This is a genomic window from Niallia taxi (assembly GCF_032818155.1).
Lineage (GTDB): Bacteria > Bacillota > Bacilli > Bacillales > Cytobacillaceae > Niallia > Niallia taxi_A.
The window spans coordinates 1,646,748-1,666,891 of the sequence record NZ_CP102589.1 but is presented as its reverse complement, the minus strand read 5'-3'; the positions used below and the strand labels follow the sequence as shown (position 1 = coordinate 1,666,891).

At 39.1% G+C, this 20,144-nt stretch carries 19 protein-coding genes; 2 read left to right on the top strand and 17 right to left on the bottom strand.

The genetic code is table 11. The features are described from left to right. Positions 1-4: 4 nt before the first annotated feature. The 9 genes from dnaJ to gpr form a co-directional block, all read right to left on the bottom strand. Entirely contained in the window at positions 5-1,132 is a 1,128-nt protein-coding gene (gene dnaJ, locus NQZ71_RS08120) for a molecular chaperone DnaJ (protein ID WP_275006407.1), read from the bottom strand. Between the two features lie 197 nt (positions 1,133-1,329). Continuing rightward, positions 1,330-3,159: a molecular chaperone DnaK gene (gene dnaK / locus NQZ71_RS08115; RefSeq protein ID WP_144452600.1), complete on the bottom strand. Its 1,830-nt coding sequence runs from the start codon at positions 3,157-3,159 to the stop codon at positions 1,330-1,332. Between the two features lie 35 nt (positions 3,160-3,194). After that, a complete protein-coding gene (gene grpE / locus NQZ71_RS08110) occupies positions 3,195-3,803 on the bottom strand; it encodes a nucleotide exchange factor GrpE (RefSeq protein WP_317011644.1) in 609 nt (202 codons plus the stop codon). Positions 3,804-3,982: 179 nt separating this feature from the next. Continuing rightward, complete coding sequence (hrcA, locus tag NQZ71_RS08105; protein WP_144452598.1) at positions 3,983-5,011, bottom strand: heat-inducible transcriptional repressor HrcA; 1,029 nt, start codon at positions 5,009-5,011, stop codon at positions 3,983-3,985. A gap of 144 nt (positions 5,012-5,155) precedes the next feature. Continuing rightward, a complete protein-coding gene (gene hemW / locus NQZ71_RS08100; RefSeq protein WP_260053798.1) occupies positions 5,156-6,292 on the bottom strand; it encodes a radical SAM family heme chaperone HemW in 1,137 nt (378 codons plus the stop codon). An 88-nt stretch (positions 6,293-6,380) separates the two neighbouring features. Then, on the bottom strand, positions 6,381-8,219 hold the full coding sequence (gene lepA / locus NQZ71_RS08095; RefSeq protein ID WP_144452596.1) for a translation elongation factor 4: 1,839 nt from the start codon (positions 8,217-8,219) through the stop codon (positions 6,381-6,383). Positions 8,220-8,350: 131 nt separating this feature from the next. After that, the gene (locus NQZ71_RS08090; protein ID WP_127737396.1) at positions 8,351-8,713 is read right to left on the bottom strand and encodes a DUF3679 domain-containing protein; all 363 of its coding nucleotides are present in this window, start codon (positions 8,711-8,713) and stop codon (positions 8,351-8,353) included. 31 nt (positions 8,714-8,744) lie between these two features. Continuing rightward, entirely contained in the window at positions 8,745-9,926 is a 1,182-nt protein-coding gene (gene spoIIP / locus NQZ71_RS08085) for a stage II sporulation protein P (protein WP_317011642.1), read from the bottom strand. 104 nt (positions 9,927-10,030) lie between these two features. Beyond that, a complete protein-coding gene (gene gpr / locus NQZ71_RS08080) occupies positions 10,031-11,152 on the bottom strand; it encodes a GPR endopeptidase (RefSeq protein WP_144452594.1) in 1,122 nt (373 codons plus the stop codon). 262 nt (positions 11,153-11,414) lie between these two features. Here gpr and rpsT point away from each other — a divergent pair, with 262 nt between their 5' ends. Then, a complete protein-coding gene (gene rpsT / locus NQZ71_RS08075) occupies positions 11,415-11,681 on the top strand; it encodes a 30S ribosomal protein S20 (RefSeq protein ID WP_127737393.1) in 267 nt (88 codons plus the stop codon). 83 nt (positions 11,682-11,764) lie between these two features. Here the strand turns inward: rpsT and holA are convergent, their stop codons facing one another. The 4 genes from holA to NQZ71_RS08055 all read right to left on the bottom strand — a co-directional run bounded on the left by holA (position 11,765) and on the right by NQZ71_RS08055 (position 16,855). Beyond that, entirely contained in the window at positions 11,765-12,796 is a 1,032-nt protein-coding gene (gene holA / locus NQZ71_RS08070) for a DNA polymerase III subunit delta (protein ID WP_144452593.1), read from the bottom strand. Between the two features lie 431 nt (positions 12,797-13,227). After that, complete coding sequence (locus tag NQZ71_RS08065; protein ID WP_317011640.1) at positions 13,228-15,561, bottom strand: DNA internalization-related competence protein ComEC/Rec2; 2,334 nt, start codon at positions 15,559-15,561, stop codon at positions 13,228-13,230. A 24-nt stretch (positions 15,562-15,585) separates the two neighbouring features. After that, the gene (locus NQZ71_RS08060; protein WP_144452591.1) at positions 15,586-16,173 is read right to left on the bottom strand and encodes a ComE operon protein 2; all 588 of its coding nucleotides are present in this window, start codon (positions 16,171-16,173) and stop codon (positions 15,586-15,588) included. Positions 16,174-16,258: 85 nt separating this feature from the next. After that, entirely contained in the window at positions 16,259-16,855 is a 597-nt protein-coding gene (locus NQZ71_RS08055; RefSeq protein WP_260053794.1) for a helix-hairpin-helix domain-containing protein, read from the bottom strand. 88 nt (positions 16,856-16,943) lie between these two features. Here NQZ71_RS08055 and comER point away from each other — a divergent pair, with 88 nt between their 5' ends. Next, complete coding sequence (gene comER, locus NQZ71_RS08050) at positions 16,944-17,777, top strand: late competence protein ComER (protein ID WP_260053793.1); 834 nt, start codon at positions 16,944-16,946, stop codon at positions 17,775-17,777. A 131-nt stretch (positions 17,778-17,908) separates the two neighbouring features. Here comER and NQZ71_RS08045 read toward each other — a convergent pair whose 3' ends face one another. The 4 genes from NQZ71_RS08045 to NQZ71_RS08030 are packed head-to-tail and all read right to left on the bottom strand — an operon-like array spanning position 17,909 to position 20,137. After that, the gene (locus NQZ71_RS08045) at positions 17,909-18,652 is read right to left on the bottom strand and encodes a class I SAM-dependent DNA methyltransferase (protein WP_144452588.1); all 744 of its coding nucleotides are present in this window, start codon (positions 18,650-18,652) and stop codon (positions 17,909-17,911) included. Then, positions 18,649-19,005: a ribosome silencing factor gene (gene rsfS, locus NQZ71_RS08040; RefSeq protein ID WP_144452587.1), complete on the bottom strand. Its 357-nt coding sequence runs from the start codon at positions 19,003-19,005 to the stop codon at positions 18,649-18,651. Before rsfS ends, NQZ71_RS08045 begins: the two co-directional genes overlap by 4 nt. Then, on the bottom strand, positions 19,006-19,575 hold the full coding sequence (yqeK, locus tag NQZ71_RS08035) for a bis(5'-nucleosyl)-tetraphosphatase (symmetrical) YqeK (protein ID WP_317011639.1): 570 nt from the start codon (positions 19,573-19,575) through the stop codon (positions 19,006-19,008). Then, entirely contained in the window at positions 19,565-20,137 is a 573-nt protein-coding gene (locus NQZ71_RS08030) for a nicotinate-nucleotide adenylyltransferase (RefSeq protein WP_317011638.1), read from the bottom strand. Before NQZ71_RS08030 ends, yqeK begins: the two co-directional genes overlap by 11 nt. Positions 20,138-20,144 lie beyond the last annotated feature (7 nt).

The following is a 20,144-nucleotide window of genomic DNA, read 5'->3' as shown; positions in this document are numbered from 1 at the left end:
ATCTTTATTCACCCTTAAAGGCTCTTTTTACTTTTGAGAAAAAGCTTTCTTCCTCTTCCCCTTGAGGGGCATTTCCAGTTAGCTCTGCAAATTCCTGCAGCAATTGCTTTTGTTTATCTGACAGCTTAGTCGGTGTAATTAAGCGTACAATGACATGCTGGTCACCGATACCGTAGCCACGTACATTGGAGATACCTTTTCCTTTCAGACGGAATTTCGTTCCTGTCTGTGTTCCTGCAGGCACCTTAAGTTTAACCTTGCCATGCAATGTCGGCACTTCCACTTCATCACCTAGTGCAGCCTGCACAAAGGTAATAGGCATTTCACAGTAAACATCCTCACCGTCACGCTCGAAGAATTCATGTGTTCTTACATGGAATACGACATATAAATCCCCAGCAGGACCGCCATTAACACCAGGCTCCCCTTGGCCGCTGACGCGCAATTGTTGCCCATCATCAATACCAGCAGGAATTTTCACTTTAATTTTACGGCGTTTCTTCACTTTACCTGTGCCGCCGCAAGTGCCACATTTATGTTTAATTTCTTTCCCAGTACCATTACAGTGCTGACACGTTCTTCTGTTGACAATTTTCCCAAATGGCGTGTTTTGCTCTACATTTAATTGGCCTGTTCCGCTACAATGCTTACACGTAACAGGTTTCGTTCCAGGCTTTGCACCTGAGCCGCTGCATGTTTCACAAGTTTCCTCACGAGGAATTTCAATCTCTGTTTCTTTTCCAAATGCCGCTTCCTCAAAGGAAAGTGTCATTGTATATTGCAGATCTGCTCCTTGTCTTGGCGCATTTGGATCACGTCTGCGTCCACCGCCGCCGCCGCCAAAGAAACTGCTGAATATATCTTCAAATCCAAAGCCACCGAAATCACCAGCTCCACCACCAAAGCCTTGGTTAGGATCTGTGTGGCCAAATTGGTCATATTGGGCACGTTTTTGCTCATCACTGAGCACTTCGTATGCTTCTTTTACTTCTTTGAACTTTTCGTCTGCATCAGCTTCTTTATTGATATCAGGATGATACATTTTTGACAGTTTACGATATGCCTTTTTTATTTCATCCTTGGAAGCTGTTTTCGCAACGCCAAGGACTTCATAGTAATCTCGCTTATCCATTTATAATTGCCACTCCCCGATTCTTTTCACATAGATGATATTGTAACATTTTGCATTTCTAATGTACAATAGTTTATTCTTAACGACTTAGAAAAAGCCTGCTCTTTTTTTATAAAATACGAACGTTTTTTTAGCCATTATAAAGAAAAGCCAAAGCCAAGGATTACCTGACTTTGACTTTTTTGTTTTGCATGTGCTTATTTGTCGTCTTTTACTTCTTCAAACTCTGCATCTACTGCATCATCATCTTTGCCAGCTGATTGCCCTTCAGCACCTTGTGCTGCTTGAGCTTGTTTAGCTGCTTCTTCATAAAGCTTTGCAGAAAGATTTTGAACGATTTCTTGTAGCGCATCTTTTTTCGCACGAATTTCTTCTAATTCGTTTTTCTCGATCGCTTCTTTAAGCGCATCTTTTGCTTCATTAGCTTTTGCTACTTCGCCTTCATCTACTTTGCCTTCCAAATCTTTTAGTGTTTTTTCTGTAGTGAACACTAATTGATCTGCTTCATTGCGCAATTCAACTTCCTCTTTGCGCTTTTTATCAGCTTCCGCGTTTTCTTCTGCTTCTCTAACCATTTTGTCGATCTCTTCGTCAGATAAACCTGTTGAAGATTTAATTGTGATTGTTTGCTCTTTGTTTGTACCCAAATCTTTTGCACGTACATTCACAATACCGTTTTTATCGATATCAAAGCTTACTTCGATTTGTGGAATTCCACGTGGTGCTGGCGGAATATCTGCCAATTGGAATCTGCCTAAAGTTTTATTGTCAGCAGCCATTTGGCGCTCCCCTTGAAGTACATGAATGTCAACAGCCGTTTGGCTGTCAGCAGCAGTTGAGAACACCTGAGACTTAGATGTTGGGATTGTTGTGTTACGGTCAATAAGCTTAGTGAACACTCCGCCCATTGTTTCAATTCCCAATGATAATGGTGTTACGTCAAGAAGAACAACGTCTTTAACGTCACCAGTGATAACTCCACCTTGGATAGCTGCACCCATTGCTACTACTTCGTCAGGGTTAACACCTTTATGAGGCTCTTTACCTGTTTCTTTTTTGATTGCTTCTTGGACAGCAGGTATACGAGTAGAACCACCAACAAGAATTACTTTATCAATTTCAGAAGCGCTTAAACCAGCATCTTTTAATGCTTGGCGAGTAGGTCCCATTGTACGTTCAACTAAATCAGCAGAAATTTCTTCAAATTTAGCACGAGATAGCGTTACTTCTAAGTGAAGCGGACCAGCTTCGCCTGCAGTGATAAATGGAAGCGAAATTTGTGTAGAAGCTACACCAGACAAGTCTTTTTTCGCTTTTTCAGCAGCATCTTTAAGACGTTGAAGAGCCATTTTATCCTTGCTTAAGTCAATACCGTTTTCTTTTTTGAATTGATCTACTAAGTAATCAATGATTACTTGGTCGAAGTCGTCTCCACCTAGACGGTTGTCACCAGCAGTTGACTTAACTTCAAATACACCATCACCTAATTCAAGGATGGAAACGTCGAAAGTACCGCCTCCAAGGTCATATACTAAAATTGTTTGATCTTCTTCTGTTTTATCAAGTCCATATGCAAGAGCTGCTGCAGTTGGCTCATTGATGATACGCTCTACTTCTAGACCAGCAATTTTACCTGCATCCTTAGTAGCTTGGCGTTCTGCATCATTGAAATAAGCAGGAACTGTAATAACAGCTTTTGTTACTGTTTCGCCAAGATATTCTTCTGCATAACCTTTCAAATATTGAAGGATAATAGCAGAAACCTCTTGAGGAGAGTAGTTTTTGCCTTCAACCTCAACTTTGTAGTCTGTACCCATATGACGTTTGATAGACATGATTGTGTTTGGGTTTGTAATAGATTGGCGTTTTGCCACTTCCCCAACTTGACGCTCTCCATTTTTAAATGCAACTACAGATGGAGCTGTGCGGTTACCTTCTGGATTTGGAATAACTTTTGGTTCTCCACCTTCCAATACAGCAACACATGAGTTTGTTGTACCTAAATCAATTCCAATAATTTTACTCATGGAAAAATCCCCTCCAATTTTTAAATATGTAGACCTTACTGACTAACCTTTACCATGGCTGGTCTGATAACTCTGTCTTTTAATTTGTAGCCTTTTTGGAACTCTTCTACTACAATATTAGGTTCTGTACCTTCCACTTCTACCTGCATTACTGCTTGATGTAGATGTGGATCAAATTCAGTTCCGACAGACTCGATTACTTGAACACCCTCTTTTTCAAGTGCATCCAACAATCCTCTGTATACCATTTCCATACCAGTGTATAAGCTTTTTGCTTGTTCTTCTGTCGCTTCGACCTTCATAGCTCTTTCAAAGTTATCGATTGCTGGTAGCAAATCCATAACGATGATTTGTGCTCTATATGTTTGCGCCGCTTCTAAATCAAGCTTTGCCCTGCGGCGGGAATTGTCAAAATCTGCTTGAAGACGCAAATAGCGATTTGATTCACTTTCAATTTTTGCCTCAAGTTCAGCAATTTTAGCATTTGCTGCCTGAAGATCCTTATCAAGTGAGTCCGCTCCTTCTTCAGCTTCAGCAGTCGTTTCCTCTTGCTTCACTTCTTCAAAGACCGCTTCTGTCTTTTCTTCAGCTGCGACTTCCTCTTGTAGCTCTTCATTCATCGTTGTTTTATCTTCTGCCAACATATTCACCTCCCTTAAATGAATTATTTGTCATTAATAGTCTTCACAGTGAACTATTATACATAATCAGCCTATATAATGCTTCCAGAAACTATCATTTTTTTAAAAAATCTTGTCCCTGCCAACATTCAAAACTATCTTTGTTTTAAGGGACAACTATTTATTAACTATATCCTTTGATGTTAATTTTGATACAGCCTTGTCAGCACTTTTGTCAAATCATGTGTCATCAAGTTTAGCAGACTGACAACCCTGGAGTATTCCATCCTCGTAGGTCCCAATATTGCAATGGAGCCAAGCTGTTTTTTTCCTAATGAATAGGAAGCAGAAATGACGCTGCAGTTTTCCATCGCCGAAACATTGTTTTCCGTACCGATTTTAATGCTGATATCTGTTGAATTATTACGAATCAAATCATGGATGCCTTCTTCTTTTTCAATCATGGTCAGCAAATCTCTAATCTTATTGACATCATGGAATTCAGGCTGGCTTAGCATATTTGTTTTGCCGCCAAAGAAAAGCTTCTCATGTGTATCGATTTTAACAGCATCATAGATAGAATTCAAAAATAAATCATAATGATTAATATGAAGTTTTAATAAGGAAGCAACTTCCTTATATATTTTGTTGTGCAGCTTCTCGATTGAGACTCCTGCAAGCCTTTCATTAAGGATATTCACAAGCTTTTCAATGTCATTTGCATCTGTAGATTCCGGCAAATGGAACATTTTATTTTCGACATGTCCTGTATCTGTCACGATAATGGCTATCGCTGTTTGAGCATTTAATGGGACGATTTGAATTTTTTTCAGCTTGTTTTCCTTAACAGCAGGACCCAACACAATTGTCGTATAGTTTGTTAACTCTGAGAGTATTTTCGCTGACCTTTGGACCATATTTTCCAATTCGTAAATCTTTTCAGCAAACACGGAATTCAGTGTCAACACATCTTCTTTCCGAAGCTTTTGCGGAAATAATAAGTGATCTACATAAAAACGATAGCCCTTTTCACTCGGAATTCGTCCAGATGAAGAATGAGTCTTTTCTAAATAACCAGATTCTTCCAAATCAGCCATTTCATTTCTGATAGTGGCAGAGCTGAAGGATATTTCCGGCTTTTTCGACAAGCTTCTAGAACCAACCGGCTGAGCAGATGCTATAAAATCATCAATAATCACTTGCAGTATCAATAATTGACGATCTGTTAACACATTCATCACCTCTGTTAGCACTCATTAGCACCGAGTGCTAATTCTATTTATAAATTATCAAATACAAGGGGACTATGTCAATAATTTGGTTCTTATTTCATAAAGAAATTCTTTATCTTATTCTGTTTGTCTGCAAGGAAGGTATTAAAGAATCCCAATGAATGACTGGAACACTTCGTTTCCTAGGAAACGTCCGTCGTAAGTAAGCTTTAAATTTCCATCATCCATGGAAATCAACCCTCTTTCCAACAGCCCCTTCAGTTCATCTGCAAATAGTATCTCGATGTCTTGATTATATTTATCTTTAAAGGAATTTAAGCTAACACCACTGTTTTTTCTTAAACCTAAAAACAGCTCTTCCTCCATTTGTTCTGTTCGAGTAACCTTATGATTGTCAAGTAACGGCAGATTCCCTTCAGCAAGAGGCTCCATGTATTTCTTTAATGGGCCAAAATTAGAACGGCGATATCCGTTAACATAACCATGGGCTCCTGCGCCGAAGCCATAGTATTCTGCGTTGTTCCAATAGGTAATATTATGAATGCTTTCATAACCATCCTTGGCAAAATTGCTTATTTCATACTGTTTGTAGCCATGTTTCTCCATTTCCTCCATAAGGAGGCGGTACATCGTTGCTTCAGCATCTTCACCTGGTGTTAAAAGCTTGCCCTTACGAAGAAGATTATAAAATACCGTTTTTGGCTCGATAATCAGCGAGTATCCAGAAAAATGCTGAATATCTAATGTGAAGGCCTGCTTTAATGTTGCCGCAAAATCTTCCACTGTTTGTCCTGGCAGACTGTACATTAAGTCGATGCTAATGTTGTCAAATCCGATTCTGTTCGCAGCTTCAACAGAAGAGAAAACATCCTTTGCCCGGTGCGTTCTTCCGATTCGTTGCAGCAATTCATCATTAAAGGATTGCACACCAAAGCTTAAACGATTGACTCCACCATCATATAGAGCCTTCAGTTTATCTGGAGCCAAATCTCCAGGGTTTGCTTCAAATGTATATTCGGCATTTTTATCTAAAACAAGATTTTCACTAATAATTGCACATAATCGCTCCAACTGCTTGGCATTTAAGCTTGTCGGCGTTCCTCCTCCGACAAAAACGGTAGAAAGTGTATGTTGGTTTTTAGCTGCTGTCAGCTTGATTTCCTTTTCTAAGGCGTCCAAATATTCGTCCACAGGCTGACCCTTAAGAAATACTTTATTAAAATCACAGTAATGACATATATGTTCACAAAATGGGATATGGATATATGCTGCTTTAATCAATATGTCACGGTCCTTTCTTTTTGCAAATAAATAAGAAAAGAGGTTAGCGCTGCTTTTATTTCAGCAGCCTAACCCCGTTTTGTTAAAATCATGAATTTTTCGTATTGTTATCATCCATGCGCAATACGGCCATAAATGCCTCTTGCGGCACTTCTACAGATCCGACTTGCTTCATTCGTTTTTTACCTTCTTTTTGCTTCTCTAGCAATTTACGCTTACGGGATATGTCACCGCCATAACACTTCGCCAATACGTTTTTACGCATCGCCTTGATTGTTGAACGTGCGACGATTTTCTGACCGACAGCAGCTTGAATAGGCACTTCAAACTGTTGACGCGGAATTAGTTCCTTCAGCTTTTCAACGATGAGTTTTCCTCTTTCATAAGCAAAATCCTTATGGACGATAAAGCTTAACGCATCGACCTTTTCTGCGTTTAGAAGGATATCCATTTTCACGAGTGTAGACGTTTTGTAACCAATAAGCTCATAGTCAAACGATGCGTACCCTCTTGTATTAGATTTCAGCTGATCGAAGAAGTCATAAACAATTTCAGACAGCGGAATTTCATAAACAATTTTAACACGAGTTTCATCCATATATTGCATATCAATAAACACGCCGCGTTTCAACTGGCAAAGCTCCATGATTGCCCCAACATATTCATTCGGAGCCATCATTGTCGCCTTCACATAAGGCTCTTCAATACGATCAATTTTTTGCGGGTCAGGCATTGCTGATGGATTGTCCACCTTTAATTCTGTTCCATCTGTCATAATTACATCATAAATAACACTCGGAGCTGTTGTAATTAAGTCAATTTTAAACTCTCGTTCAATTCTTTCCTGGATGATTTCCATGTGAAGCAGTCCTAAGAAACCACAACGGAAACCAAAGCCTAATGCTTGAGAAGTTTCCGGCTCAAACTGAAGTGCAGAGTCATTAAGCTCAAGCTTTTCCAATGCTTCACGAAGGTCATTGAATTTCGAGCTATCAATTGGATATAAGCCGCAATATACCATTGGGTTTAACTTACGATACCCTGGCAGTGCTTCAACTGCGCCGTTTTTCGCGCTAGTTATCGTGTCCCCGACTCTTGTATCGCCGACATTTTTGATTGCAGCTGTAAGGTAACCAACATCACCAACAGACAGTTGATTTTTACTGGTAGCCTTTGGCGTAAATACACCGACCTCAATTACTTCAAATTCTTTGCCTGTTGCCATCATTTTGATTTTATCGCCTGCTTTAACTGTACCTTCGACAACACGAATATATGTGACAACACCTCTGTATGCATCATAAAGGCTGTCAAAAATAAGTGCTTTCAACGGCGCTTCCGGATCTCCTTGTGGAGCAGGAACCTTTTCTACCACTTGTTCTAAAATATCTTCAATTCCAATGCCAGCCTTTGCAGAAGCAAGAACTGCCTCAGAAGCATCCAAACCAATAACCTCTTCAATTTCGTTACGAACACGCTCAGGATCAGCACTCGGTAAGTCAATTTTATTAATAACCGGAACTATTTCCAAGTCATTATCAATTGCCAAATACACATTCGCAAGTGTTTGCGCTTCAATACCCTGAGCCGCATCCACAACAAGCACTGCCCCTTCACAAGCGGCTAGACTTCGGGAAACTTCGTATGTAAAGTCGACATGTCCCGGTGTATCAATCAAGTGCAGTGTATAAATTTCGCCGTCTTTTGCTTTATATTTAAGCTGAACGGAATTCAGCTTGATTGTAATCCCACGTTCTCTTTCAAGATCCATTGAGTCTAAAAGCTGGTCTTTCATTTCCCGCGCTGTCAACGCATTTGTCTTTTCTAATATTCTATCTGCTAATGTAGATTTTCCATGATCAATATGAGCGATGATGGAAAAATTACGGATTTTTGATTGTCTATTAAGCATTTCTTCTCTGTTCATCTAGTTCACTCCTACAATAATCGCACATATACACTATTTCTGATTATAGCAGTGTGATGGATAAGATTCAATGAAATTATCGGAAAGAATAAGCACCGCTTTCCTTTTATCCAAAGAGAGGTAAACCTAAATCATGGCTGGTTACCTGTATCTTTATCCTTATTTATGACACCGCTGACCAAATCGACACCCTTTTGGGCAAGAGAGGAGACGCCATCAGCGACACCCTTCCCTATACCAGAAAGAAGATTAAAGGTTTTCATTTCCTCCATTTGCTCTTTCTTTTTTTGCAAATCATGGCTTGTAACATCACTGCCTAATATGGAGGCTTCCAACCCGCCTTGCTCATTATTAATTGCTAAAGCACTGCTGAAGTTTTCATCTTCATAGCCCTTCATCTTTAAAATACCTCCATTTGCCTGCTGCATTCCGAATAACACACAAGCAAACATCAAGAAGGCAATACCTAGTGCCTTCAAGGTAAACATCTTCATCTGTTAAGCACCTCCTTACTTGTCCATTTTTTTAGTTACCGTTCACACTCTCTGCTTTCCAATAATACTCACTAAAAGCATCTGCCAAAGCTTTTGACGTTCTGTTCAGCTCTGCAAACGTATTGTCAACACCGCCAATTTCAACCAATATACTGTTTTCTGACAAGTCCTGATTAAATTTCCCATTGGTATACGCCCCTTTTTTCAAGATAACGCCTCTTGATAAGGACTTGTATTTCTTCTTTAGGATGCCATGCAATTCTTCGGCAAGCTGCTGGTTCTTTTCGAAATTTTTGTTATTTCCGCCAATCACAAAGGCAATTTTTGCATAGTCCTTGCCATCAATCGTAGTCGTTGTGTTTTTTCGTCTTTGAGAATCACGATGGATATCAATAAAATAACTTAAATCTCTATTGTCAGACATTGCTGCTGCTACCACTTCTCTTGAACCTTGATAGGATTGGGTGTAGCTCCACCCTTTTTTATTGAGCAGATTTTGAATATCTTTCTTTTCTACGGTTGTGCCGATCCCCTTCATTTCCAGCTCCTCTTTCATGACATCTCCTAGGTTTGTGATGTTTATTTTCGAGTGTTGAGCAAGATTTGGGTCCTTTACACCTTTAAGGTAAGGCAGGAAGGATTCTCGATTATGGGAAAAATACAAATAGACAATTTTTTTATCGCCTGTTGTGGGAGCGGCTGCGGTTTGTGTCTTCTCTTTTTCTTCCAGTCTTTTTATTTCATCCGTACGCTGCAGTGCCGCTTCTTTTCCAGCCTCGATAAAAGGCTGTGGAGGTGCTGATTCTAGAGGCAAATTCGTATAGTTTGTTCCATCACCTGCTACGAGTATTTCACTGTCATATAAAGAAAAGGCAGGAAGCTCTCTTCCAAGCAGGCTTCTTGGATCGTCTAAATTAATATTTGTTGCTAGCTTTATAAACAATTGACTTATAACTAAATCTTTCTGTTCTTCTGATAGAGCAGACAAAAAATAATGATTTTCAGAACCGAGCAGAGAATAAAAGAAGCTCCCTTCTATCTCGCTAGGTGATTCTTTCATGATGGTTGCACCCATGTCTATTTCCTGCTTTACGGCCGAAACAGCTATCACTAAAATAAAAATAACAATAAACAGCATAAAAAATACGGGCAGGATATTCATGATATTGGCATTCAATATGTAAACGTCTGTTTTTTTTCGTAATGGTTTCATGTTCACCTCTCCTAGCAAGTCTATTAATTACTATGTAAATGCTAGGAGAGATAGAACTATTGTTTTTTTCAAAATGCTAGATTCTTTTTCTGACGGTGTATAAATTAATGTGTATTAAATCCGACATTATCCTGATTAATAGCAGCATGCAGTGATGCATTCAGACCATTAGCTAGCAGGTTGGACATATCCTCTATGAAAACATCCACTTCCTTTGGAGTGACCATTAAGTTGTGACCAATTGGAGAAAGCACTTCAAAAATAAGCTTGCGCTTTTCTTCCTCTGGCAGTGTGCCGATAATGCCTAAAAATGTTTTTCGATGATGCTCTTCTGGTAAATCCTCTTCTGTCAGCACTCTTTTTTCTCCAAAGCTTAAACCGGCGGGAGCTAGAGCCCTAGAAGGCCTGTCCCCTTCCTTCAATTCTTTTCCAAAATGCTTCAAAATATAATCGATCGTATCGCTTGTAATCGAAACAGCATCAACAACTGTTGGAACACCTATTGCAATTACAGGTCTACCTAATGTTTCCTTACTTAACTCTTTTCGTTTATTGCCAACACCAGAACCTGGATGAATACCCGTATCAGAAATTTGGATGGTAGAATTAACTCTATCAATGCTTCTTGATGCTAGTGCATCAATTACAATGACAAAATCCGGGTTTGTTTTTTCCACAACGCCTTTAATAATGTCACTTGTCTCAATTCCTGTCAGTCCCATAACTCCTGGTGATAACGCACTGACTGGTCTGTAGCCTTTATCCACATTTTGGGGCTGCAATTCAAACAAATGTCTTGTCACAAGAATGTTTTCACAAACTTGCGGGCCAAGCGCATCTGGAGTTACATTCCAGTTACCTAAACCTACTACTAGGCAGGAGGCATCTGCAGAAATATTATTCGATGCTAGAAATTGAGAGAATTCCTTGGCAAATAATTTTTCAACCTCCGCCTGCAGCTTACTGTCCTGCTGGCGTATGCCCATGACTTCCAGTGTTAAATACTTGCCTTTTTTCTTGCCAATAAGTTCTTCACCTTTATCTGTTACTTCGACATAAGATACTTTTATACCATTCTCTTCTTTTTCCTTTATGATTACCCCATCAAGTTGAGATTGGTTCGGTTCTGTTTGAATATGCGCTCTTTGGCTAAGTGCCAATTCATTTGCTTCAATTGCCAAATCAGTTCTGACGGCATACATGCTTAAATCCAGCTGTTCACTCATCCTACATTCCCCTCCCACGAATAATTGATATATTCTATCTTTTCCTTGCTGAGACAAAAAAATTCACCACATAGAAAGAGTTTAATCAGCTTTTTCTTATGTTTAAATAAAAAAATGCCTGTTAACGGGGCAAATTAAGAGGAGAGTATTGCATTATTACAAACCGTTTGATAAAATATCATTTGTTCTTTAAGTTTTTTAGGAATGTAAAAATCGAGTTTATATATGATTCTCGATGCTTCTTTTTAGGAGGTGAACGTAAATGCCAAACATTAAATCTGCTATTAAACGCGTAAAAACTAGCAACGCTCGTAACGCTCAAAACACTACAGTTAAATCAGCAATGCGTACTGCTGTTAAAAAAGCAGAAGCTGCTATCGCTTCTGAAGATACTAATGCTGCGAACGAAAGCTTTGTAGTAGCTGCTAGCAACTTAGACAAGGCTGCTTCAAAAGGTCTTATCCATAAAAATGCTGCTGCTCGTAAGAAATCTCGTCTAGCTAAGAGAAAAAACGCGATCAATGCATAATTAATTAAAATAGGCTATCATTCATTTGGTGGCCTTTTTAATTGGTACATAAAAAAAACGCTGCCAAAGGGCAGCGTTTTTTTCTATGCGTTTCTATTAGCTTGTCCTAATTTAAAAAGAATCATTTCAATGATCATTGTCTTGTTCATTCCGCTTGTTTTCATCTGGTAATCAGCCTCAGCGAACATGCTGATACACCGTGTCAGCTCCTCATCTGTAAACCGATTAGCCTGACCTGCTGCAAGCTTCACCCGAAACGGATGGACCTTTAAAACAGACGCGATTTGCTGCTGTCCATAGCCTGTTTTCGCAAGTGCCTTCACTTGATAAATAAGGCGAAACTGATTTGTGATGATTGCGAGCATTTTTAATGGCTCTTCATTTTGCTTTAATAGATCGTAATAAATCCTTAATGCCTCATCAATTCTTTTGTTAATTATTTTCTCAACAAGAGCGAAAATGTTCTGTTCCAGCGACTTAGCGGCCAGCTCCTCGACAATTTCCTTCGTAATGAGTTTGGAATCCTGCACATAAAGCGCCATTTTGTCCACTTCACTTGTCAGAAGAAACAAATTTGTTCCAGCAATACTAAGAAGGGAATCGAGTGCATCGTTGTCTAATTCTACTTTATTGTAGGAAGCTCTTTGCTTCATCCAATTTTTTAATTCTTGTTCATTTAACTTCTTTGCTTCGAGAATTTCAGCAGTCTTTTTCATTTCTTTTGTGATTTTTTTCCGTTCATCCAGCTTTTCATAGCTTCCTGTAAAAACGATTATCGTATAGGGAGAAGGCTCGTTTAAGTATGCTTCTAGCCTCTTTACATCATGTTCCACCTTTGATTTTGTTTTCTCACTTGTCAGGAAAAATGGATTTTGCAGGACGATAACCTTTCTATCACCAAAAAACGGAATCGTTTCAGCATCCTCAATTGCCAGCTCTATACTGACCTCCTCCAAATCATACGTCGATAAGTTAAAGTCCTCTTCTTCTGGATTTAATGCGGTTTGAATTAAAAGCTGCTTTGTTTCATTTATTAAAAAAGACTCTTGTCCATACATCAAATAAACGGGCGCAAATTCCTGTCTTTTTATTTTTTTCCAAATTTCTTGCATCATAACATTATTCTCTCCGTTCATATCCCTCTGGCAAGGGGAGCAAGGCAGCAAGCCAAGCATCTATTTTTCGTCTATCTTATATCGTAAAGAAGCATTTCCATTTTGACAAGTGATAAAAACTAGAAAGCGGGCAACCATTTTATAGAAAAGCTCCAGCCCTCTTTGAAAAACGTTGGTGGTGGCTTTTCAAAGAAGGCATTTACATTTCTTTATTAGGTAACCCGCTTTCAATCTATAATGAACGTAGCATATTAAGGCCTAGGATACTTAATATGCTACGGTACACTGTTATTAGCGTTTTCGCACAAACACTCGTGAAACAAAAAAACCAAACCAGGATACCCGCAGATTATTCATGGAATTTAAGTATGATATTTCAAAAAGGAATTCTCTATTATGCGGATGAACTTTCCCTGTGGTTTTGATATAGTTTATGGCATTTGCAAAAAAAAGGTGCCTTTTTTTTGTGAATATTTAAAAGAAATGGTTCCATTCACATCTGTTCTCCACACCGTTATGTTTTTTGCATGCAATCTTTCAAGCACCCCTTTATTCGGATGCCCGTAGCTGTTGTTTTTGCCTGCTGAAATGATGGCAACGGATGGATCTACTGCGTGAAGAAAGTCTTCTGTTGTGGAGGTTTTGCTTCCATGATGAGCAATCTTCAGTATATCAGCCTTTAAATCTGTTTTTTTATTAAGCAGCATTTCTTCCCCAATCTCTTCAATATCACCAGGAAACAGCCAAGTCAAGCCTCCAATTCTGGCTGAAATGACGAGGGATCCATCATTTTCACCACTGCTATAATCAGCATCTGCTATTGGGGCAAGAATCTGAAAACCTGCATCTCGACTCGTCCAGTGATTTCCTGCTTCTACAAACAGGACAGGAATATTTTTCTTTTTTGCAAGCTCACATATTTCCACTTCCTCTTCAGTTAGTTTCAAATTAGTTTTAGCCATAAGAATTTGCTTCACTTGAAGATTCTTGATAACTGCCACACTGCCGCCTACATGATCCAAATCCCCATGTGTAAGAATTAGTTTGTCAATTTTTGAAATTCCTTTGCTTTTTAAGTAAGGAACTAGCGTGTCTTCACCAACCTCGTAGCGATCGTCTCTTTTCGTCCATTCCTCTTGTTTAAAGGTAACTGTGCCTCCTGTATCAATAAGATATGTTCCTTGGTTAAAGGGCTCGTGAATCAACACACTGTCACCTTGCCCGACATTAATAAAAACAACTTCTCCGTACGAGCTCCATATGTTTCCCGCATGCTGAAACAGAAGGAGGCTTAACGGGATAAGAAATATGCTTTTTCTCTTATCAGGAAATGCCTCATACAGGTAGAAAAATAGCGGGATAAGCAGGATATACAGAAGCAGCTCCAGCTTGTCTGGCTTTCCAAAAATCATTGTAACATGCGGAAGTTTTGCAGCTGTTAAAGCAAGCCAGTCAGACAACAAGCAAAGTTTATCGAGTGGATAAAGAAGCAGTGGGGTCATATTTACAAAAAGCATCGATAGAAGAAACACTATTATACAGTATGGAAGAAGCACAGAATAAAAGGGGATATATACAAGGTTTGCGAGAAGGGACAATACAGGCAACTCGTGGAAATAACTTAACAGGAAAGGCAGTACAGACAATTCACAAAAATAGGCAGTCAGTACATACATTTTCCATGGTTTTTTTTCTGTTTGATTAAGGATAGTGGTGCTAAGCAATAAAAACAGACTGACAACAAAGGACAGCTGAAAGCCAATGTCATAGACAATTCTCGGATTCAAAAACAAATAAATAACAAAAGCGATGCTTAATAAATCAATTGAGGAGTAATCTGTTCGCCGCCACCTTTTTTGCATAAGCACTAGCATGGCTGTCGAAACAGCTCTGATGACAGAGGGACTTAATCCTGTCAGGATGGTGTAAGCAGGCAAAAAAATCAATAATATCGTAATGCTCCTTTGTCTCGTGACACCTATTCGCAGTAAGCCGTAATAGGACATCCCTATTAAAAGGATAACATGTGACCCAGAAATGGCTAACAAATGGACTATCCCTATTTTTTGGTATGCTGACTGAATATCACCAGCCATATAATCTCTGTCTCCAAACAATAACGCAATCGCAACTGGAGCAGTTTGTTCGGTAAATACAGTGTTAATCCAGCTGATGCCTTTCTCTCTTAGCATTAGAATAAAGTATAGTGGATGAAAATTTGATTGTTCGCACGAGGAAAAGCCTTGTCTATCTACTTCCAGCAGCCAATGGATGGACTTCCCTGCCAAATAGCTTTTATAGTCAAACATACCTTCATTGGCAGCTGCTGCAGGCTTTATCAGCTTCCCTGTAATTGTACATGTTTGTCCAAGAAAGGGCTGTTTGGAAATATGCTGTTTTTCTGAAGGTGTACGCAATTTATAATGGAGCAGAAGTTTTTCACCTGTTCCAGTGTCTTCGGCAGTAACTGTCCACTTGTCTCCATCTATTTTTGGTACTTCCTGTATGGTCAACGAAAACGTTGATTGAGTTTCATTTAAGCCGGTAACATTGGTTTTTTGATCAATTTGGACTCTATAAAAAAAGACTACAAAAAGGAATAACAGCAATAAAACAGCTGGATATGACCATTTTTTTACAGTAATGAGCCAACTGGCCAGCATGATAAAAATTGCCGCAAAAGGGAGGAAAAATGTTAAGGCAGAGAGGGTTGCCAGAAGCGAAGCTATTGCATAAAAAAGGAGGTTATTATATTGTCTGCTCATAAAATTTAAAGAGAAACTTCTTCCTTATACTGAAGAAGTTTCTGTAGGGATAATGGAAAACAGCTCTTCTGCTTGCTTTTCTAATTCCTCAATCCCTTCCATGTCCTCCCTGCTATCTTTCAGCTGATTTAACAACGTCTCAACAAATAGCTTCTTTTCCATTTTATTATTATCAAAAATAACCTGTTGTTTTTCTACCTTTTCAACATGTACCTTTGCCTGTTTAAAAAGCTCAATCGCATATGGGTGGTTTTTATAATCATGTTCATAATATACTGTCTTAATACCGGCCTGTACAATCGCCTTACAGCATTGCAGGCAAGGAAAATGAGTAACATAAATGTCTGCTGAGGCTGTTGCCACACCAAACTTAGCACATTGCAGGATGGCATTCATTTCTGCATGAATCGTGCGGACACAATGATGATCAATTACGTAACAGCCTTCATCCATACAGTGCACCCCACCAGCAATACTGCCATTGTAGCCTCCTGCTATGATTCTTTTATCCCTGACAATTGTTGCACCGACAGCAAGCCTAGTACATGTACTCCTCAATGCAAGTAATTCACTTTGTGCCATAAAATATTCATTCCAAGATAATCTTTCCATTTTTCAGCCACTCCTAAAAAAGATCTTAAAAACTATCCTTAGTTTATATGCAAGACATCTCTACGTCAATTTGACATCAGAAACGCTACTTTACTGTGATAAGCTCCTTTAACTTTTCAAAAGTTTTCTCACCAATCCCGCTTATTTCCTTTAATTCAGCCGCATCCTTAAACCCGCCATTTTGTTCTCTGTAATCCATAATTGCAGATGCTTTAGCTTCTCCTATTCCAGGCAATGTAAGCAATTGACTGCTGTTTGCTTCATTAATGTTTACAAGGGCTGTATCCCCATTCTGTCCTGCATCACCATTAACACTTTTTAGCTCCTCACCAAGCTTTGGAATATAAACAATCATCTCATCTTCCACTCTTTCTGCGAGATTGATCGCATTTTCGTCAGCTTCGTTTGTGAATCCATTCGCCCTTTCAATTATATCCATGACCCGTTCTCCTTGTTTTGCTTCATACAAGCCGGGAGCCTTAACAGCTCCTTTCACATCGACATAGATATCTGGCTCTGGCTCCTGTTTTACTTGTGCTTCCTCCATGCCAGCATCAGCCAGCTCTCCCAGCTCTATTCCTGCTGCAGTCTCATTTGCTTTAGAAACAAAGTGATACCCAATAAACACAGCAAGTGCCGCGCAAAGCAATATAATAAGTCTTTTTTCTGAAAGCCATTTCATGTCAGTATTCTTCCTTTCTAGGTATAATCCATGTTAAACACTCATATCGTTATATGAGAAACCGCTCATTATAGGGGGGAAATAAACCGTGAAAATAGGAATGATTGGAACAGGCAATATGGGGAAAATTCTTATAGAGGCATTGCTTGAAAGTAAGGCTATTTCTCCTGCTGACTTACTAATACAAAATCGTACGCTGGCAAAAGCAATTCAAATTAAGGAGATATATCCGGCAGTTACTGTTTTAAAAACAGCCAAGAAGGTTGCGCAAAATGCTGATCTTATTTTTTTGTGTGTAAAGCCGCATGATGTCTTTAGTGTAGCTTCTGACATCGCTCCATATCTTTCGGCAGACAAATGTGTTGTGTCCATTACAAGCCCCATTAATACAGAGCAGCTAGAGGATGCAGTGTCATGCTCTGTCGCTCGAATTATCCCGAGCATTACAAATAGAGCACTATGTGGGGTAGCATTATTTTCTTATGGAAGCAACTGTACACAAGAATGGAAGCATGCTTTAAGTACACTGTTTAACAATTTCTCTACACCTACTGAGATTGCTGATAACATTACAAGAGTTGCGTCAGATATCGTCAGCTGCGGACCTGCATTTTTCAGCTATTTGACACAGCGCTTTATTGATGGGGCTGTTGAGGAAACGGACATTGACGCCGACACGGCCACAAAGCTGGCAAGTGAGATGCTGATAGGGCTAGGACAGCTGTTAGAAAAGGGGTATTACACATTACCGACACTGCAAGAAAAGGTTAGTGTAAAAGGCGGGGTCACAGGAGAAGGCATTAACGTATTGGAAAAGAACATTGGTGATACATTCAATCAACTGTTTCAAGCAACACAGCATAAATTTGAAGAGGATTTACAGTCAGTCAAAAATTCCTTAGTTATCCATAAAAATATTTAGGAATTTCTGCTATTATACCATTCGAGACGTAAAAGAAAATTCCTGCTTATTAGTTTGTTTTTTCTTGTAACTAGCTTTTACACAAAAAGTGTACATAAAAAACACACCTCAAAAAAGGTGTGTTTCTTTAGTTATTTCATGCAGTAAAAAAAGATTCTCTCTGCGTCCTCTTTTATTTCGCCATTCTGAAAATCCGCGGTCACTTTCTGAATCGAAAAACCGGCGGATTTAAGCCAACTGCTGTATTGCTCTATTGAAAAAGTCCGTTGAAAATGCAATTCATCATAACGATTATATTGCTGTGTGGACTCGTCCAAATGGAAAAACGATAAATCATGCTCGACACTGTTAGGATGTTCTCCTTCATAGCAGAGCCAAATAAGACTGACATCTTCATCATTCAGTGCATACGTTTGATTTTGGAAAAGATGGTTCATTTTATACAAGGAATGAACGTCAAACATAAATAATCCGCCATCATCTAAGTGCTCATATACACCCTTAAATGTGTTCACAACCTGTTCTTCTGTCTGCAGGTAATTTAATGAATCACAAAAGATACCGATGAAATCAAACAATGGTAAATCCTCAAGCTCTGACATGTCCTTCTCCATAAAAAACACAGAAAGATTATGTTCTGCCGCTTTGTTTTGAGCAACACTTAGCATATCTGAAGAAATATCTGCACCTGTTACAGCAAACCCCTTTTGAGCCAGCCTAACGGACAGCTCACCAGTACCACAGGCTAAATCAAGGAGATTACTGCCCTTTATGTTGTACTCCTGTCTCGCTGCTAATAGGAGCTCCACCCACTTATCATATGGAACATCATCCATCAACCTGTCATATAGATAAGCGAATTGCTGATAACTCATTGCTCAATCACACTTTGGATATTTTCAACTGGTGCATCTCCCCAAAGTCTTTCCAAATTGTAATACGTTCTTTCATCACGGTGAAAGACGTGCACAACGATGTCTCCAAGGTCAACAAGAATCCATTTCGCTTCTTGGAATCCTTCCAAACGCTTGACTGTTACACCAATTTCTCCACATTTATCTTTAATCTCATTCGCAATTGCCTGCACCTGTTTATCAGAATTACCGTGACAAATCACGAAATAATCTGAGACTAAAGAGATTCCTTTCATGTTTAATGCTACTATATTTTCTGCTCGTTTATCATCTGCTGCTTTAACAGCAGTCAAAAGCAAATTACGTTCTTCCATTTATTCTACCTCCGTTTTTGTTACAAAGCTGTTATACATTTCAAATGTCGCAGGAAAGACCGATTGGTTGCGGCTCATTAAAAATGAAATTGTATTTTTAACTGATTTTATAAAAGCATCATCCAAACTGATCATCGCTAATTCTCTAACCTCATCGACTCCAGGGAAGGATCTTCCTGGCTCGATATAATCTGCTAAGTAAATGATTTTTTCCAGTTTGCTCATTCCAGGTCTTCCAGAAGTATGATACTTAATGGCATTAAGCACTGCTTGATCATTTATGCCTGCTTCCTTTTCGACTAAGTAAGCCCCAACAGGAGCATGCCAAAGTTCAGAATGAAAGGCTAACAATGTTTTATCCATTTTTTCATCAATAATGATTTGTTTCATTTCTTCTTTCGGACGAAATTTTGCATAGTCATGAAAAATGGCTGCCAATTCCGCTTTTTCCGTATCTTCATCATATCGCTTCGCCAGTTCAATGGCTGTTCCCATGACACCAATTGTGTGAACATACCGCTGTTCTGTCAATTGTTTTTTTACGATGAGAAGCGCTTGTTCACGATTCATATAATCTCTTCTCCTTAATATATCGTTCCACTTCTTCTTTAACAAGAAACGATATAGTTTCTCCCTTTATAAGCCTGCCTCTTATCAGCTTTGAGGATATGTTAATATCCGGTACTTCGACAAATTGTACGGGATAGCTTGTATCACTGCTATAGTTTGGCCTATTAACGCTTATAAAATGGACCAGTTGAAGCAATTCATCAATCATGTACCATTTTGGTAAGTACTCGACCATATCGGCACCAATGATGAAATGAAATTCAAATTCAGGATGCATTTCTTTTAAGATAGTCATCGTATCAAAAGTATAGGATTTGCCTTCCCTGTCCAGTTCAATCGTCTGGACATGAAACCCTTCCTTATCCTTAATTGCTAGACGCAGCATCGCTAAACGGTCTTCGTTGGATGCGCTCCCTGATTTTATTTTATGCGGAGGCTCCTGATTTGGCATAAACCAAATCTCATCCAAATTTTCATGATGCATGACCTCATTCGCAATAATTAGATGACCGATATGAGGAGGGTCAAATGTTCCTCCCAATATTCCAATCTTTTTTCTCAAAGATATC